The following is a 15,859-nucleotide window of genomic DNA, read 5'->3' as shown; positions in this document are numbered from 1 at the left end:
TCGGTCTACGGGAGCGCGGTGGAGTGGAGCGTCGTCATCACGGCCGTCGTCACGGGGGCTGTCGCGGACCCCAGTACGTCGGCGTGGGGCACCGGGCCGAGGACATCGGTACCGGGCGTGCCGGTGTCGCCGGGGGCCCGTCCCGGTTCGGCCGCGCCGCAGCAGTCCGCCTGGGCGAACCGCGTCTCGTACCGCTCCTGCGGCAGATCCCCGGAGTCGCTGCGCGGGGGCTCGGGCCGATGCCCGGGCGGGGCCCCGTCGTACAGCTCCTTCTCCCGGCGGCTCTCCTGCCCGCGGCTCTCCCGAGGCGCGTCCTGGCCCCGCCGCTCCCCCGGCTCCCGCGCATCCCCAAAATCCCCCGCCGCGGCGCCCCCCGACCCCACCTCCGGTTCCAGCGCCCAGCGTTGCGCCGCGGATCCGTCGCGCCCGGCGACGACCACGTTCCGGCCCGTGCCACGGGCAAGGGCCAGCCCCTTGCCGCCGCGCGGCAGGAGTTCGCCGCGCACGGTCAGGTCGTAGCGCACCACTCCCTCGTGCACGAGGCAGCCGGCCAGGACGACCGAGCCCTCGGCGGTGTCGGAGCCGAGGCAGAGCGTGGGGTCGGCGGCGCTGCGCAGCATGCCGTCGTCCTGGTACGACCACTGGAGGGGCCCGGCGGCGGAGCACGAGGTCAGCACCATGCGGGCGTCGGCCCGGGGCCGGCCGCCCCGGACGCCGAGGCACAGGCCTGCGTCGAGGTTGCGCAGCCGTCCGCGGGCCACTTCGGCGGGGTGGCCGGCGGACGCGGCCGACGGGAGCCCGGCCGAGGAGGTTCCGGTGGAGTCGGGGGCGACGGAGTGGCCGCTGACCGCTCCCCAGGTGGCCCGTGGGGTGACGGTGCCGCCCTCCTCCGTCCAGCCCCGGGCGGCGAGCAGCGTCGCGAGCAGCACGAGGGAGGTCACCCCGACCGCGGCGGCCAGCGCCTTGGTGTGTCTTCTCGAAGGCCCGGGCCGGCCGCCCGCCGGCAGGGCCTGGGCCCTAAGCCGGTGGCGGCCACCGGCTCCGGCCGCGGACAGGGCACCCCGGCCCCGGTCCCGGCCGGGCCGTGATTCGAGGTAGCGGCGGGCGCCCCAGCCGAGCACCGTCTCCACGAGCAGGTCCTCCAACCCGCCCTCGAAATGGCTGAGTTGCTCGGCGGCGTGCCGGCAGTAGCGGCAGGCCATCAGATGCCGTTGCACGTCCGGCAGCAGAGCCCCGCCGCGACGCATCGGAACGTCCAGCAGCCGGTTGTAGAAGCGGCATTCCTGCGTCGGCGCGAGTTCCCGGTGGGCCCGGACGCAACCCGCCCGGAATTGCTCACGCGCCTGCTCCAGCGCGGCCGACGCGGTACGGACGTCCACTCCCAGCAGACCGGCCGGTACGGATATGGGCTCGGCCTCGACCTCGGTATGCCAGAGCAGGCATTGGGACGCCCCCGGAAGGGCCCCGAATGCGCGCTCGGCGAGCCGCCGCCTTTCGGCCGTCACGGACCGCGCGGCACGCAGTCCGCGCGCGCCGACGGTTTTGCGGAGTTCCGGCAGTACTCCGCAAATGCCGTCGTCGGCGGCCCATTCCCGGACCGCGTCCCGGACGGCCGCGAGCAGCCGCGGGCGCAGCGCGCCGCCGCCCGGCCGGGCGAGTTCCCGGCGGAACGCGGCGGCGGCCGCCATGGACGCCGAATCCTCGGAGGAGGCCAGGCAGATCACGGCGTACTCGTACACCGCCCGCCAGTGCCGGGCCAGCAACAGGGCGACCGCGCGCGGGCCTTCGCCGGGATCACCGACCCGGGCGAGGAGATGGCGATCGGAATCCGCGGGACCCGCTCCGGGGCGCGGCGGGTACGGGGGGCGTGGGGGGTAGGGGGATTGCACTGAACCATTTCCTTCCAGCCGCAGGACGGCATGCGAATTGCGCGTCCGTCGGAAAGCAGGTGCGTGATTGGTGCATACCTATGCCGCGTCAGCTGCGGACTTGGCTGTGAGGTGGCTCACTTTCGCACATACGACTCACAGGCAACAAGGAGTTCGGATGACCCGAGTTCAAAACGAGAGGAATTCAGATATGTTACCGGCGGTATCCGCACCGGCTTTCGATAACACTCCGACGGCGGCTCTCAAGTTGTGTGGGCGCAAAGGCGGTTGGTCCACGAAATCTCCGACCGCGCAGCCCTCCCCCGGGACATCGCGGCCGACATGCGAGAGCCCCGGCACTCGGCCGGGGCTCCGGGCAGGCGACAGGCGGATCAGCCGTTGGGGCGCAGCGTCCAGACCACGGTCATCTCGCCGGTGACCGCACCGTCGGCCCGCTGGATGGCGATGGACACGGGGAACTCCGGGCGCCCGCCCGCGTCCAGTTCGGCGACGACCTCGGCGGCCGGGCGGCCGAGGGTCGCGGTCGCGGTGACCGCGCCCATCGCCAGCTTCTTGTAGGCGATCTCGGCGCTGACGGCGAGCGGCACGGCGCGCGAGAGCTGGTCCCCGAACGCGGCCAGCACGATCGCCCCGCTCGCGGACTCGCCGAGCGTGAACATCGCCCCGGCGTGCGGCCCGCCCACGTGGTTGTGGTACTCGCCCTGGTCGGGCAGGGACACCACCGCCCGCTCCGGCGTCGTCTCGAGGAATTCGAGGTTCAGGGTCCGGGCCATGGGCACCGTGGCGGCGAGCATCTCGCCGATGGACATCTGGTCTGCGCTCATGGCCGCATGTTACTCACGAGTAGAGAGAGCTGACCAGGCCCGTGTGACGGCCGCCGCATCGTCCTCGCCGACCGTCCGCCCCGCCCCGTTCCCGCGTTGCTACGCCTCCGTCCACGGGCAGTGACCGAATCGTGTCCGGAGCGCGGCTAGGGTTGCTGCCCATGTGGCCAGGACAGCAGCCGCCCGGGGGCGAGCAGAACCCGCAAGCGAACAACCCGTACCAGCAGCCGGGTTACCAGCAGCCGAATCCGTACCAGCAGCCGGGCTATCAGCAGCAGCCCAGTCCCTACGGACAGCAGCCGCAGTGGGGTGCCCCCGGGCCGGCCGGCGCGCCGCAGCCCCCGCAGGGCGGTGGCGGCGGCAACCGGACGAAGCTGGTCGCGATCATCGCCGCCACGGCGGTCGTCGTGGCGGCCGGTGTCACGGGCTTCCTGGTGCTGGGCGGCGACAAGGACGACACGGCGGACGGCGGCAAGGGCGGAAGCAAGAAGAGCACGGCGCCGGCGAGCCCGTCCGCGGAGGCGAGCACGCCCGCCGCGGGCGACAACCCCCGCGGCGGCGGGGAGGAGAAGCCCACGGTCAAGGGCTGGAAGGTCGTCATCAACCCCAAGTGGGGCACGGCCTTCGACGTGCCCGCGGACTGGGAGGTCGCGTCCCCGACGTCGTCCGTCTTCTTCGAGGACGAGAAGTCCGACGACGGCAAGCCGCTCATCATCATGTCGGCGCCGGCCTTCTACAAGTCCAAGTGGTGCACCAGCGACGACAACAAGGACGGCAGGACCGAGAGCGAGGCCCTGGCCGGGGCGGGCACCAAGGGCGCGGACGGGGCCAAGAACACCGATGAGGTCGCCCTCAACCAGGTTGCCTGGTGGGTGTACGGCGGTTACACGCAGCCGGACAAGAAGAGCGTCAAGACCGACGAGAAGGCCAGGCCCTACACCACCACCGCGGGCGTGAAGGGCAGCGTCGCCTGGGCGTGGTCGGAGAACACTCCCGACAAGGGCAAGTGCGCGAGCGACGGCAAGGCGGTCACGTTCGGCTTCAAGAACTCGGCGGGCGACTTCGTCGCGTGGAGTTTCTTCGGGGCCAAGGGCGTCAAGGACGAGGTGCCCAAGGAGACCATCCTGAAGATCCTCAGCACGGTCCGGCTGCACGGCGAGCCCACCGGAGGCTGACGCCGCCGAACGGGCCCGCCTGCGACAACGCGCAAACCGTTTGGCAGGACGGGCCCCCGGCGGCGATAGTCGGCCGGTGACCTCGCCCCCCACCCCCACCGCCTCCGCCCGACGCCCCCGCCGGCCCGCCTGGGCGGGGCGCAACTACTCCCTGCTCACCGCCGCCGCGGTCGTCACCAACCTGGGCAGCCAGGGAGCCCTGGTCGCCGCGGCGTTCGCCGTGCTCGAAACGGGCGGCGACGGCGGTGACGTCGGCCTGGTCGCGGCGGCCCGCATGCTCCCCCTGGTGCTGTTCCTGCTGATCGGCGGCGCCGTCGCGGACCGGCTGCCCCGGCACCGCGTCATGGTGGCGGCCAACGCCCTGAACTGCGTCTCCCAGGCCGCCTTCGCCGCCCTCGTGCTGACCGGGGATCCCCGGCTGTGGCAGATGATGCTGCTCGCCGCCCTCGGCGGCACCGGCCAGGCCTTCTTCGGCCCGGCCGCCGAGGGCATGCTGATGTCCTCCGTCTCGGGCGAGCAGGCGGGCCGCGCGTTCGCGGTGTTCCGGATGGCGATGCAGGGCGCGGCCCTGGGCGGCGCCGCGGTCGGCGGTGCCATGGTCGCCGTGATCGGGCCCGGCTGGGTGCTGGCGGCGGACGCGGCGGCCTTCGCCGTCGCCGGGGTGCTGCGGGCCTTCCTCGACGTCGGTCACATCCCGCCGCGCGCACCGGGCGGTGGTCTGCTCGCCGATCTGCGGGAGGGCTGGCGGGAGTTCTCCGGCCGGGCGTGGCTGTGGGCCGTCGTCGTCCAGTTCTCGATCGCCAACGCGGTCGTCTCCGCCGCCGACGCGGTGTACGGCCCGCTCGTCGCCCGGGACCACCTGGGCGGCGCGGGCCCGTGGGGCCTCGCCCTGGGCGCGTTCGGGGCGGGCACCGTCGCCGGGGCCGTGTTGATGACCCGCTGGAAACCCCGCCGCCTGCTCCTCGCCGGCACCCTCTGCGTCTTCCCCCTGGCCCTGCCCTCGGCCGCGCTCGCCGTGCCGGTGCCGATCGGGGTGCTCTACGTGGTGATGTTCGTCGCCGGCGCTACGATCGAGGTGTTCGGCGTGTCCTGGATGACGGCCCTGCACCAGGAGATCCCCGAGGACAAGCTCTCCCGCGTCTCGGCGTACGACTGGTTCGGCTCGGTCGCGCTGGTACCGCTCGCCACGGCCGCGGCCGGCCCCGCCGAGGAGGCGTTCGGCCGTACGGCCGCGCTGTGGGGCTGCGCCGGCCTGGTCGTCCTGGTCACGGCGGCCGCGCTGTGCGTACCGGACATACGCAACCTGCGGCGCAGGACCGCCCCGGTGGCCCGAGGCGGCACCGGGCACGCGTCAGCCGATGCCGAACGCCCCGTCGGGGGGCTCGGGTGACGGCACGGCGTCCTCGTCCCGCACGGCCCGCGCGTCCCCGATGAAGTCCCGCAGGGCGGCGCCGTGTTCGACCCGGGCCGGGAAGACGTCGGCGGCCATGAGCCGGGCCAGGGCGGCGACGTCGACCGGCTGGTGCCCGGCCACGAGCACCGCGTTCCCGAACCGCCGTCCCCGCAGCACCCCCGGCTCGGCGATCAGCACGAGTTCCTCGAAGACGGTGGCCAGGGTGGCGAGTTGCGACCGCAGAAAGGCGAAGGGCGCGGCGTCGGGCAGATTCGCGAGATAGAACCCACCGTCCCGCAGCACCCGCACGGCCTCGCGGACGTAGTCGACGGACGTCAGATGCGCCGGCACCCGCGACCCGCCGAACACATCGGCCACGATGACGTCCGCCGCGTCCGAGGGAGCGTTTTCCAGCCACGCCCGGGCATCCGACGCGTGCAGCGTGACCCGCGCCCCGTCCGGCAGCGGCAGGTGCTCGGACACCAACTCCAGCAGCCCCCGATCGGCCTCGACGACGTCCTGCCGTGCCCCCGGCCGGGTCACGGCCACGTACCGGGGCAGGGTCAGCGCCCCCCCGCCGAGGTGCAGCACGTCCAACGCGGCCCCCGGCTCCGCCACGACATCCAGCACATGCCCGAGCCGCCGCGCGTACTCGAACTCCAGATGCGTCGGCTCGTCCAGATCCACATAGGACTGCGGCGCCCCGTCGACGGTCAGCAACCAGGCCCGTTCCCGGTCGACGTCGGGCATCAGCTTGGCAAACCCATGATCGACGGACCGGGCGACGGGAATGGAGTCCTTCACCCCTCCATTGTGCGTGGGACAACGCAGAGGAGGGGCGCGGGGAACTGCGCGACCAGCCCAAGACGGCCCGCAGTCCCCCACCACCTCAACCCACCACGGTCACGGTCCCGGCCCCCACGGTCCGCCCACCCTCACGAATGGCGAACCCGAGCCCCGGCTCCAACGGCACCTCCCGCCCCAGCTCCACAGTCATGGCAACCGTGTCGCCGGGCCGAGCCACCGCCACCTCACCGAGGTCGACCACCCCCACCACATCCGCGGTCCGGATGTAGAACTGCGGCCGGTACCCGGAGGAGACGGGCGTCGTCCGCCCACCCTCCCGAGCCGACAGGACATACACCTGCGCCGAGAAACGCCGCCGCGGCTTCACACTCCCCGGCGCGGCCACCACGTGCCCCCGCCGGACAGCGTCCCGGGGAACCCCCCGCAGCAGCAGCGCCACGTTGTCCCCGGCCTGCGCCTCCTCCATCGGCTTGCCGAAGGTCTCCAGCCCCGTGACCACCGTCTCCACGGAAGCCCCGAGCACCTCGACCTTGTCCCCGACCCGCACCGTGCCCCGCTCCACCGCACCGGTCACCACGGTCCCCCGCCCGGTGATGGTCAGCACGTTCTCCACGGACAGCAGAAACGGTGCGTCCAGATACCGCTCCGGCATCGGCACATACGTGTCCACCGCGTCGAGCAGCGCCTCGATCGAGGCAGTCCAGCGCGGGTCACCCGCCAGTGCCTTCAGTCCCGAGACGCGTACGACGGGTACGGAGTCGCCGCCGTAGCCGTGCGCGGTGAGCAGGTCGCGGACCTCCAGCTCGACCAGGTCGGTCAGTTCCTCGTCCCCCGCGTCGGCCTTGTTGAGGGCGACCACGATGTGGTCGACGCCCACCTGCCGGGCGAGCAGTACGTGTTCGGCGGTCTGCGGCATGATCCCGTCGAGCGCGGAGACGACGAGGATCGCCCCGTCGAGCTGCGCGGCGCCGGTGACCATGTTCTTGACGTAGTCGGCATGGCCCGGCATGTCGACGTGCGCGTAGTGCCTGGTGTCGGTCTCGTACTCGACGTGCGCGATGTTGATGGTGATGCCGCGCGCCGCCTCCTCGGGCGCTCGGTCGATCCGGTCGAACGGCACGTACGTGCCGGTGCCGCGCTCGGCGAGGACCTTGGTGATCGCGGCCGTCAGGGTCGTCTTGCCGTGGTCGACATGACCCATCGTGCCGATGTTGAGATGTGGTTTCGTGCGGACGTAGGCCGTCTTGGACATGGCTGTACCTCGAAGCGTCTCGTCATGGAGTGGGACCCCGAGGACCTGCCCGACCCTCCCCCTGCGGGGTCCGCCGGACGAACCGGAGAGGGTCAGCTTCGGGCGCCGTCTGCAACGGCCGTGACAACCACGACGGCAGCCTTCGGGGCATCCGTGACCACGGATGCTGCGAGGGTGAAGGCGTGCCGGAACATGAGTCAGATCATTGCCGACGCTTTACCGCACGTCGAATGGTTTTCGGCGGCCGCCCTGTCGGTCCGCGCGCGGGGACGCGCGGGGCTGCCTGTGACGCTCGTGAGACGAACCATACGGCGATCACACACATGTGTCGGTTAGTGTCGCCGGATGCTCGATGCCACCACCCGCTCTGGGGGCACCGCCACGGCCTCTCCCCGGGCCAGCACCGCGGAGCTCGCCGTCGCCGTCCCCTCGGCAACGACCGCCTCGCCCGTCCCGTCCACCGGTTTCGCCGCTCGCTGCACGAGAGTTCTGCTCTCCCCGTGGTCGAGGCTGTCCCTGCTCGTCGCGCTGCTCGCCGCCGGGGCGTGCGGGGTGCTGCTGTTCGAGCCGCAGCGGCTGCTGACGCAGGGCTGGCCGCCGCAGCTCTCCGGAGCCATGGCGGCGCTGGTGTTCGCGGTGGCGTACGGCGTGTGCACGGTGGCGTTCGTGCCCAGGCCGCTGCTGAACCTGGCGGCGGGGGCGCTGTTCGGTTCGCAACTGGGCACCGGAGTGGCGCTGGCGGGCACGGTGCTCGGTGCCGGGATCGCCTTCTGCCTGGGCCGGGCGCTGGGCCAGGACGCCCTGCGGCCGCTGCTGCGCGGGCGCTGGCTGAAGGCCGCGGACGGCCAGCTCAGCCGGCACGGCTTCCGCTCGATGCTCGCGGTGCGGCTCTTCCCCGGTGTGCCGTTCTGGGCCGCGAACTACTGCGCCTCGGTCTCCCGCATGGGCCTGCTGCCGTTCCTGCTGGCCACGGGCCTCGGCTCGATCCCGAACACCGCCGCCTACGTCGTCGCCGGCGCCCGCGCCTCCACCCCGACGTCGCCCGCCTTCCTGATCGCCCTGGCCTGTATCGCCCTGCCCGCGCTGGCGGGTGTGGTGGTGGCCTGGCGCAAGCGGCACCGCCTGCGCCAGCTCTGACGGACCGTTACGCCCGCCCGGCTCACACCCGTTCCAGCACCATGGCGTTGGCGAGCCCGCCCGCCTCGCACATCGTCTGGAGCGCGTACCGGGCGCCCCGTTCCCGCATCGCGTGCACCAGCGTCGTCGTCAGCCGGGTGCCGCTCGCGCCGAGGGGGTGGCCGAGCGCGATCGCGCCGCCGTGCACGTTGACCCGGGCGAGGTCGGCGCCGGTCTCCTGCCGCCAGGCCAGAACGACGCTCGAGAACGCCTCGTTGACCTCGAACAGATCGATGTCGTCGAGGGTGAGCGACGCCCTGCGCAGCACCTTCTCGGTCGCCGGGACGACACCGGTGAGCATCAGCAGCGGGTCGGAGCCGGTGACCGCGAAGCTGTGCAGCCGGGCGAGCGGGCGCAGGCCGAGCCGGGCCGCCGTCTCGCCGGAGGTGATGAGCACCGCCGAGGCGCCGTCGTTGACGGGGCTGGCGTTGCCCGCCGTGACGTTCCACTCGATCTGCGGGAAGCGCTCGGCGAAGCCGGGGTCGTAGTAGGCGGGCTTGAGGCCGGCGAGGACCTCGGTGGTGCTGCCGGGCCGTACGCACTCGTCGCGCGTGACGCCCTCCAGGGGCGCGACCTCGGCGTCGAAGAGCCCGCTGTCCCAGGCCGCCGCGGCCTTCCGGTGCGACGAGACGGCGAAGTCGTCCATCTGCTCGCGGCCGATCGACCACTTGGCGGCGATGAGTTCGGCGCTGATGCCCTGCGGGACGAGTCCCTCCGGGTAGCGCTCGGCGATCCCCGGGCCGAAGGGGTCCTTGCCCGCGGGCACGTTCGACCACATCGGCACCCGGCTCATCGACTCGACCCCGCAGGCCACGACGAGGTCGTACGCGCCCGAGAGGACGCCCTGGGCCGCGAAGTGCACGGCCTGCTGGGAGGAGCCGCACTGGCGGTCCACGGTGGTCGCGGGCACCGACTCGGGGAAGCCCGCGGACAGGGCGGCGTAGCGGGTGGTGTTCATGGCCTGCTCGCCGACCTGGTCGACGGTGCCGCCGATGACGTCGTCGATCAGCGCCGGATCGACGCCGGAGCGTTCGACGAGGGTGCGCAGGGTGTGGGCGAGGAGCTCCACCGGGTGGACGTGCGCGAGGGCGCCGTTCGGCTTGCCCTTGCCGATCGGGGTGCGTACGGCTTCGACGATGACTGCGTCACGCATGTGCGGGCCTCCACGACTACCAGTGAGTAGGAAATCCAAACTCACCGTAGCTCCATGGGTTGGAAAATCCAACCCTCTCCTAGACTGGGCTTCATGGCCGCCAGCAAAGATCCGCGCCCCTGCTCCATCGCCGACACCCTGGCCCTCGTGGGCGAGAAGTACTCGCTGCTCGTCCTGCGGGAGGTGTGCCTCGGCAACGGCCGTTTCGACCAGCTGGTGCGCAACATCGGCGCACCGCGCGACATCCTCGCCACGCGGCTGCGCCGGCTCGTCGACGCCGGGATCCTGGTCAAGCAGCCCTACAGCGAGCGCCCGCAGCGCTTCGAGTACCGGCCCACCCGGGCCGGGCTGGAACTGGAACCCGTGCTGATGACCCTCATGGCCTGGGGCGACCGCCACCTGCGCACGGACGGCGACCGTCCGATGGTCCTGGAGCACTCCTGCGGCCAGGCCCTCGCCCCGGTCGTCACCTGCCGGGCCTGCGGCGACGAGGTGCGCCACGAGGACCTCACGGCCCACCCCCGGACGCCCGGCTGGACGGTGACCGGACCGACGGCGGCCTGATCCCGCCCCGCCGCACAGCACCGGCCAAACCCCTGTGTCGGAGCGGCCGTCCGGGGACGCTACGCTTCCCCCTCGGCACACCTGATCCCCCGGTTCGTCACACCCGGCGGGCCGGTGTGCCCGTCGTCCGTTCCACGATCGGCACTTGGACTCCGCTACCTCATGTCTTGGTTCGAATCACTCATCCTCGGACTCGTCCAGGGGCTGACCGAGTTCCTCCCCGTCTCGTCCAGTGCGCACCTGCGCCTGACGGCGGCCTTCTCGGGCTGGGAGGACCCGGGCGCCGCCTTCACGGCGATCACCCAGATCGGCACGGAGGCCGCCGTGCTGATCTACTTCCGCAAGGACATCGGGCGGATCATCTCGGCGTGGACGCGCTCGCTCACGAACAAGGCGCTCCGCAGCGACCCCGACGCGCGGATGGGCTGGCTGGTCATCGTCGGCTCCATACCGATCGGTGTGCTCGGCGTGACGCTGAAGGACCAGATCGAGGGGCCGTTCCGCGACCTGCGGATCACCGCGACGATGCTGATCGGCATGGGCATCGTCCTGGGCGTCGCCGACCGGCTCGCGGCACGAGACGAGAGCGGCGGCAGGCACCGCGCACCCAAGCAGCGCAAGTCCCTGGAGGACCTCGGCGTACGGGACGGCCTGATCTACGGCGTCTGCCAGGCCATGGCGCTCATCCCCGGCGTCTCCCGCTCCGGCGCCACCATCAGCGGCGGCCTGTTCATGGGCTACAAGCGCGAGGCCGCGGCCCGCTACTCCTTCCTGCTCGCCATCCCCGCGGTGCTGGCCTCCGGCCTCTTCGAGCTCAAGGACGCGACGGAGGGCGGCCACGTCTCGTGGGGGCCGACGATCTTCGCGACGATCATCGCCTTCGGCGTCGGCTACGCGGTGATCGCGTGGTTCATGAAGTTCATCTCGACCAAGAGCTTCATGCCGTTCGTCTGGTACCGGATCGCGCTCGGCGTGGTCATCATCGCCCTGGTGTCGATGGGCGCGCTGAGCCCGCACGCGGCCGAGTCGGCGGGCTGACCCCGGCGGCCTGTGACCCGCGTCTCGTGACCAACCGCATAGCGATCGGGTAGCCGTCCGGTAGCGGGCTGTCAGTGGCTCCCCCTAGGCTTGTCGGCATGTCCCCCGATTTCTTGACCCCTGGTTCCGTGCGGTCCGCCGCCGAGGTCAACGAGGAGATCCGTGCGCTCTGGCGGCGCACGGGCGGCACCCTGTCGGCCGAGGAGCGCGCGGAGTACGAGCTGCTGGTCGTCGAGTGGGCGGCCGCGATCCGCGGCGCCGTCGTCAAGGCGGCCTGATCCCGCCGCACACCCCTTGGCTCCGCGCCTCCCATGCCCAACACTGAGCCGATGACGCAGCGCGTGGAGCTCGCCACCGTGAGAGACCGGCTGGCCGTCGACGGAGTGATCACCGACTACGCGGTGGCGGTCGACGACGGTGACTGGGAGGCGTACCGGGGGCTGTTCGTCCCTCAGGGACGGGCGGACTACCGCTCGGCCGGCGGCATCGAGGGGGAGGCCCCGGCGGTCGCCGAGTGGCTCGCCGAGAGCATGCGGCTCTTCCCGATGCGACAGCACCTGATCGTCAACCGGCGGGTGCGCTTCGGTGTCTGGGAGCAGGACACCGGCGACACGGCCCAGGTCCAGGCCGACTACGTCAACCCCATGGCCACCGAAGGGCCGGCGCCCGACTTCGTGTGCGGCGGCCGGTACGCGTTCGGGCTGCGGCGCACGATCGACGGCTGGCGGCTGAGCGAGGTGGTCGTGAGGGAGAAGTGGCGGCGCCTTCCCGAGCGGCGGACGGCACCTGTGGTCAACTGACCCGGCGTCCACTGTCGTAGATCGTCCCCAGGGCGCACACTGGAGGCACGAGCGGGTAGGAGGCGCCTATGAAGACGCTCGGCCACTGGCTCGCCTCCCCGTGGCGGCGCTCGGCCGCCGCCGTGATAGCGGGCGCCCTTCCCGTACTCGCCTATCCCGCCCCGTCCGCGTGGTGGTGGGCCTACGTCGCCCTGGTCCCCTGGATCCTGCTGATCCGCAGCGCGCCGACCGGGAAACGCGCGGCGTACGACGGCTGGTGCGGCGGGTTCGGCTTCATGGTGGCCATGCACCACTGGCTGCTGCCCTTCCTGCACGTCTTCACGTTCGTCCTCGCGGCGCTGCTCGGCGCCCTGTGGGCCCTGTGGGGGTGGCAGGTGCACCGCCTGCTGGCAGGCCTCCCCTCGCGGCGGCGGATCGCGGCCGCACTCGTCGTCCTGCCGTCGGGCTGGCTGGCCGTCGAGCTGGTCCGCTCCTGGCAGGGTCTCGGCGGCCCCTGGGGCATGCTCGGCTCCACTCAGTGGCAGGTCGAGCCGGCACTGCGGCTGGCCTCGATCGGCGGGGTGTGGCTGCTCAGCTTCCTGATCGTGGCCGTCAACGTCGCGGTCGCCGTGCTCGTCGCGGTCCGTCAGGCCCGCGTGCCCGCCATGGCCGGTCTCGTCGCCACGGCCGCCGCCACCTCCGCCGCCTGGCCCCTCTCGCCCCGCCCCGCCGTCGACGGCCAGGTCAGGATCGCCGTGGTCCAGCCGGGCATCGTCGGCGGCCCGGACAGCGCGGACCGCCGGTTCGCCCGCGAGGAACAGCTCACCCGCCGGCTGGCCGGACAGGACGTCGACCTGATCGTCTGGGGTGAGAGCAGCGTCGGCTTCGACCTCGGGGACCGGCCCGACCTCGCCCGGCGGCTCGCGGACCTGTCCCGCGCGACGGGCGCCGACATCCTGGTCAACGTGGACGCCCGGCGCTCCGACAAGCCCGGCATCTACAAGAGCTCCATCCTGGTCGGGCCCGACGGTCTCACCGGCGAGCGCTACGACAAGATGCGGCTCGTCCCCTTCGGCGAGTACGTCCCGGCCCGCTCCCTGCTCGGCTGGGCCACCTCCGTCGGCAAGGCGGCGGGCGAGGACCGCATGCGCGGCTCCCGGCCGGTCGTGATGAACGTGGGGGACAGCCTGCGCGCCGGCCCGATGGTGTGCTTCGAGACGGCCTTCCCCGACATGACCCGCCACCTCGCCCGGGAGGGCGCCGACGTGCTGATCGGCCAGTCGTCGACGTCCACCTTCCAGAACAGCTGGGCGCCCGAGCAGCACGCCTCCCTCGCCGCGCTGCGCGCCGCCGAGACCGGCCGCCCGATGGTGCACGCGACGCTGACGGGTGTCTCCGCCGTCTACGGCCCGAGCGGGCAGCGGGTCGGCTCGTGGCTCGGGACGGACGCGTCCGCCGCGCAGATCTACGACGTCCCCCTCGCCCACGGCACCACGCCCTACGTGCGCCTCGGTGACTGGACCGTGCACGCGGCCATGCTGATCCTCGCCGCCTGGGGCGCCGGTGAAGGTCTGCGGACGCTGCGGCTCAGGCGGTCCGCTCCTGAACCGCGCGTACCACCCGCTCGCACAGTTCATGGGTCTCCAGCGCGTCCCGGGCGCTGAGCACCTTGCCCGCCCGGACCGCGTCGAGGAACGCCAGCACCGCCTGTTCGATACCGCGCTGCCGGGCCACCGGCACCCAGTCGCCGCGCCGCCGCACGGTCGGCTGCCCCTTGTGGTCGACGACCTCGGCGAGGTTGATCACCTGCCGCTTGGTGTCCTGCCCGGAGACCTCCAGGATCTCCTCGGCCGAACCGCTGAGCCGGTTCATCACGCCGAGCGCGGTGAAGCCGTCCCCGGCGAGCTGGAGCACGACGTGGTGCAGCAGGCCGTCCTGGACGCGGGCGCGCACGGTGACGTCGTCGACCTCGCCGGGCACCAGGAACCGCAGGGTGTCGACGACGTGGATGAAGTCGTCGAGGATCATCGCGCGCGGCTCCTCCGGGAGCCCGATGCGGTTCTTCTGCATCAGGATCAGCTCGCGCGGATGGTCGGCGCACTGCGTGTAGCCGGGCGCGTGACGCCGGTTGAAACCGACGGCGAGGCTCGTGTCCCGCTCCTCGGCGAGCGCCACCAGCCGCGCGGACGCGTCGAGTTCGTAGGCGAGCGGCTTGTCGACGTACGTGGGCACGCCGGCCTCCAGCAGCCGCGTCACGATCTCCGGGTGCACGATCGTCGGCGCGTGCACGAAGGCGGCGTCGAGCCCCGCCGCGAGGAGGGAGTCGAGGGTGGTGTGCCGCCGCTCCGGCGGGACGTGGAGGCCGTCGGCGACCCGGTCGAGCGTGGCGGGCGTGCGCGTCTGGAGGTGCAGCTCCACCCCGGGCTGGAAGGCGAGGACCGGAAGGTAGGCCTTCTGCGCGATGTCGCCGAGTCCGATGCAGCCGACCTTCATGAGGTGCTCTCCTCCAACGGTTGCCTGCCGGGGTCTGCTCGGAAGCATACGGCGGCTGCGCGAGCTGCTGGACGGGAGGCTCGGGGCCTGAAAAAGCCGTGGTGCGGCAGGAGGCGTTGGGAAAGGATGCGGGCATGACGACCGAACGCCGTATGCCTGCCACGACCGCCGACGAACGCACGATGCTGGAGGGCTGGCTGGAGTTCCACCGGCAGACACTCGCGTGGAAGTGCGAGGGCCTGACCGACGAGCAGCTCAGGTCCTCCGCCGTGGAGCCCTCCGACCTGTCGCTGCTGGGGCTGGTGCGGCACATGGCGGACGTGGAGCGGAGCTGGTTCCGCCGGGTGCTCACGGACGAGGCCGTGGCGCCGCTCTACTGGAGCGACGAGGACCCGGACGGCGAGTTCCATCTGACAGATGCCGACACCTACCGGGAGGCGCACGCGGCCTGGCAGGCCGAGATCGAGACCGCCCGGAGCAACGCCGCCCGCTTCGGCCTGGACGACATCTCCGAGGGCAAGCACCGACGCACCGGCGAACGGTTCAACCTGCGGTGGATCTACACCCACATGATCGAGGAGTACGCGCGGCACAACGGCCACGCCGACCTGATCCGCGAGCGCATCGACGGCTCGACCGGCGACTGACGTCACCCGGGACAGCCCGCCGACGTCACCCCGGACGGGCCGTCTGCCTCCCTACGGGGCGCGAGATCACCCGTGCGGGGCATCCTCCACCCGTCCGCCGCCCCGCCGCGGGCCGGACGCACCAGAGTGGCGCGGGTGCATCGAACGACGACCACAGCGACGCTCCTGGTGACCGTGGCTGTCTCGGCCCTCTCCGGCTGTGTGACGGTCCAGCGTCCCCCCGTTCCCGGGTCGCCGGCGGGCCCGTCCCGGACGTCGGCGCCGGAGCCGGAGGGGCAGACGCAGACGCAGATCGTGCAGGCACCGGCCCGGGAGGCCCTGGAACTCATCGAGACGTCCCGCCGCCCGGAGCCGGCCGCGTCCCCGTCGCGCCTGACCACGCCCGCCGCGACGGCGCCACAGCAGCGGCGGCAGCCGCCCGGCACCCGCGACGTCCGCCCGCGCCCCGCCCGCCCGGAACGCCCCGAGCCGGCCCCGCGCGGCCCACGGCTTCCGCACACCGGCCTGCCCGACGTCCCGGATTCGGTACGTCAGGACGTCCGGGAGAACGTCCCGAAGAACACGGACGTCTGTGCGTTGGGCAGGCGCTACGGAGGCTGGCGGGCGGACAGCCCGGAGGCCACCATCTGCCGCGACACCTACGGGCGTTGAACCACCCTCGAAACGCGC

Annotated in this window: 16 protein-coding genes; 10 read left to right on the top strand and 6 right to left on the bottom strand. The window is 72.5% G+C overall.

The features are described from left to right. Positions 1 to 5 precede the first annotated feature (5 nt). Positions 6 to 1,889, bottom strand: a complete 1,884-nt coding sequence (locus SCNRRL3882_RS34505) for an RICIN domain-containing protein (RefSeq protein WP_102514899.1) — start codon at positions 1,887 to 1,889, stop codon at positions 6 to 8. Between the two features lie 371 nt (positions 1,890 to 2,260). Continuing rightward, positions 2,261 to 2,713, bottom strand: a complete 453-nt coding sequence (locus SCNRRL3882_RS34500; protein ID WP_173937324.1) for a DUF4442 domain-containing protein — start codon at positions 2,711 to 2,713, stop codon at positions 2,261 to 2,263. Between the two features lie 161 nt (positions 2,714 to 2,874). Here SCNRRL3882_RS34500 and SCNRRL3882_RS34495 point away from each other — a divergent pair, with 161 nt between their 5' ends. Both SCNRRL3882_RS34495 and SCNRRL3882_RS34490 read left to right on the top strand, forming a co-directional pair. Beyond that, the gene (locus SCNRRL3882_RS34495; protein WP_010041253.1) at positions 2,875 to 3,888 is read left to right on the top strand and encodes a hypothetical protein; all 1,014 of its coding nucleotides are present in this window, start codon (positions 2,875 to 2,877) and stop codon (positions 3,886 to 3,888) included. A 76-nt stretch (positions 3,889 to 3,964) separates the two neighbouring features. After that, a complete protein-coding gene (locus SCNRRL3882_RS34490) occupies positions 3,965 to 5,278 on the top strand; it encodes an MFS transporter (protein ID WP_010041255.1) in 1,314 nt (437 codons plus the stop codon). Here the strand turns inward: SCNRRL3882_RS34490 and SCNRRL3882_RS34485 are convergent. Beyond that, entirely contained in the window at positions 5,240 to 6,085 is an 846-nt protein-coding gene (locus tag SCNRRL3882_RS34485; protein WP_010041256.1) for a spermidine synthase, read from the bottom strand. The two genes, SCNRRL3882_RS34490 and SCNRRL3882_RS34485, sit on opposite strands and share 39 nt — an antisense overlap. An 85-nt stretch (positions 6,086 to 6,170) precedes the next feature. Next, the gene (tuf, locus tag SCNRRL3882_RS34480; protein WP_010041258.1) at positions 6,171 to 7,340 is read right to left on the bottom strand and encodes an elongation factor Tu; all 1,170 of its coding nucleotides are present in this window, start codon (positions 7,338 to 7,340) and stop codon (positions 6,171 to 6,173) included. Positions 7,341 to 7,685: 345 nt separating this feature from the next. Between tuf and SCNRRL3882_RS34475 the strand changes: the two genes are divergently transcribed. Further along, entirely contained in the window at positions 7,686 to 8,477 is a 792-nt protein-coding gene (locus tag SCNRRL3882_RS34475) for a TVP38/TMEM64 family protein (RefSeq protein ID WP_010041260.1), read from the top strand. A gap of 22 nt (positions 8,478 to 8,499) precedes the next feature. Here SCNRRL3882_RS34475 and SCNRRL3882_RS34470 read toward each other — a convergent pair whose 3' ends face one another. After that, on the bottom strand, positions 8,500 to 9,669 hold the full coding sequence (locus tag SCNRRL3882_RS34470) for a thiolase family protein (RefSeq protein WP_010041262.1): 1,170 nt from the start codon (positions 9,667 to 9,669) through the stop codon (positions 8,500 to 8,502). A gap of 93 nt (positions 9,670 to 9,762) precedes the next feature. Here SCNRRL3882_RS34470 and SCNRRL3882_RS34465 point away from each other — a divergent pair, with 93 nt between their 5' ends. The 5 genes from SCNRRL3882_RS34465 to lnt all read left to right on the top strand — a co-directional run bounded on the left by SCNRRL3882_RS34465 (position 9,763) and on the right by lnt (position 13,714). Then, positions 9,763 to 10,233: a winged helix-turn-helix transcriptional regulator gene (locus tag SCNRRL3882_RS34465; protein ID WP_010041266.1), complete on the top strand. Its 471-nt coding sequence runs from the start codon at positions 9,763 to 9,765 to the stop codon at positions 10,231 to 10,233. A gap of 162 nt (positions 10,234 to 10,395) precedes the next feature. After that, positions 10,396 to 11,271: an undecaprenyl-diphosphate phosphatase gene (locus SCNRRL3882_RS34460; RefSeq protein ID WP_010041268.1), complete on the top strand. Its 876-nt coding sequence runs from the start codon at positions 10,396 to 10,398 to the stop codon at positions 11,269 to 11,271. Positions 11,272 to 11,369: 98 nt separating this feature from the next. After that, complete coding sequence (locus SCNRRL3882_RS34455; protein WP_078602854.1) at positions 11,370 to 11,549, top strand: hypothetical protein; 180 nt, start codon at positions 11,370 to 11,372, stop codon at positions 11,547 to 11,549. 51 nt (positions 11,550 to 11,600) lie between these two features. Continuing rightward, on the top strand, positions 11,601 to 12,071 hold the full coding sequence (locus tag SCNRRL3882_RS34450) for a nuclear transport factor 2 family protein (RefSeq protein ID WP_029181265.1): 471 nt from the start codon (positions 11,601 to 11,603) through the stop codon (positions 12,069 to 12,071). Positions 12,072 to 12,139: 68 nt separating this feature from the next. Continuing rightward, a complete protein-coding gene (gene lnt / locus SCNRRL3882_RS34445) occupies positions 12,140 to 13,714 on the top strand; it encodes an apolipoprotein N-acyltransferase (protein ID WP_010041274.1) in 1,575 nt (524 codons plus the stop codon). On the opposite strand, the gene SCNRRL3882_RS34440 is transcribed toward lnt, so the two are convergent. Further along, positions 13,638 to 14,543, bottom strand: coding sequence for a Gfo/Idh/MocA family protein (locus tag SCNRRL3882_RS34440; protein WP_010041276.1), 906 nt, complete (start codon positions 14,541 to 14,543; stop codon positions 13,638 to 13,640). The genes lnt and SCNRRL3882_RS34440 overlap by 77 nt on opposite strands. A gap of 134 nt (positions 14,544 to 14,677) precedes the next feature. On the opposite strand from SCNRRL3882_RS34440, the gene SCNRRL3882_RS34435 reads away from it, so the two are divergent. Beyond that, positions 14,678 to 15,190: a DinB family protein gene (locus tag SCNRRL3882_RS34435; RefSeq protein WP_010041278.1), complete on the top strand. Its 513-nt coding sequence runs from the start codon at positions 14,678 to 14,680 to the stop codon at positions 15,188 to 15,190. Positions 15,191 to 15,325: 135 nt separating this feature from the next. Next, a complete protein-coding gene (locus SCNRRL3882_RS34430; RefSeq protein WP_029181266.1) occupies positions 15,326 to 15,841 on the top strand; it encodes a hypothetical protein in 516 nt (171 codons plus the stop codon). The last annotated feature ends 18 nt before the right edge of the window (positions 15,842 to 15,859 follow it).

The sequence above is a fragment of the Streptomyces chartreusis NRRL 3882 genome (assembly GCF_900236475.1).
Lineage (GTDB): Bacteria > Actinomycetota > Actinomycetes > Streptomycetales > Streptomycetaceae > Streptomyces > Streptomyces chartreusis_D.
Note: the sequence above shows the minus strand (reverse complement) of the source record. Positions and strands in the feature narration are given on the sequence as shown.

What these genes read in the sequence shown, in the direction of transcription:
- SCNRRL3882_RS34500 (WP_173937324.1), bottom strand. Translation starts at nt 2,713, where the DNA reads ATGAGCGCAGACCAGATGTCCATCGGCGAGATGCTCGCCGCCACGGTG.
- SCNRRL3882_RS34495 (WP_010041253.1), top strand. Translation starts at nt 2,875, where the DNA reads ATGTGGCCAGGACAGCAGCCGCCCGGGGGCGAGCAGAACCCGCAAGCG.
- tuf (WP_010041258.1), bottom strand. Translation starts at nt 7,340, where the DNA reads ATGTCCAAGACGGCCTACGTCCGCACGAAACCACATCTCAACATCGGC.
- SCNRRL3882_RS34475 (WP_010041260.1), top strand. Translation starts at nt 7,686, where the DNA reads ATGCTCGATGCCACCACCCGCTCTGGGGGCACCGCCACGGCCTCTCCC.
- SCNRRL3882_RS34470 (WP_010041262.1), bottom strand. Translation starts at nt 9,669, where the DNA reads ATGCGTGACGCAGTCATCGTCGAAGCCGTACGCACCCCGATCGGCAAG.
- SCNRRL3882_RS34465 (WP_010041266.1), top strand. Translation starts at nt 9,763, where the DNA reads ATGGCCGCCAGCAAAGATCCGCGCCCCTGCTCCATCGCCGACACCCTG.
- SCNRRL3882_RS34460 (WP_010041268.1), top strand. Translation starts at nt 10,396, where the DNA reads ATGTCTTGGTTCGAATCACTCATCCTCGGACTCGTCCAGGGGCTGACC.
- SCNRRL3882_RS34455 (WP_078602854.1), top strand. Translation starts at nt 11,370, where the DNA reads ATGTCCCCCGATTTCTTGACCCCTGGTTCCGTGCGGTCCGCCGCCGAG.
- SCNRRL3882_RS34450 (WP_029181265.1), top strand. Translation starts at nt 11,601, where the DNA reads ATGACGCAGCGCGTGGAGCTCGCCACCGTGAGAGACCGGCTGGCCGTC.
- lnt (WP_010041274.1), top strand. Translation starts at nt 12,140, where the DNA reads ATGAAGACGCTCGGCCACTGGCTCGCCTCCCCGTGGCGGCGCTCGGCC.
- SCNRRL3882_RS34440 (WP_010041276.1), bottom strand. Translation starts at nt 14,543, where the DNA reads ATGAAGGTCGGCTGCATCGGACTCGGCGACATCGCGCAGAAGGCCTAC.
- SCNRRL3882_RS34435 (WP_010041278.1), top strand. Translation starts at nt 14,678, where the DNA reads ATGACGACCGAACGCCGTATGCCTGCCACGACCGCCGACGAACGCACG.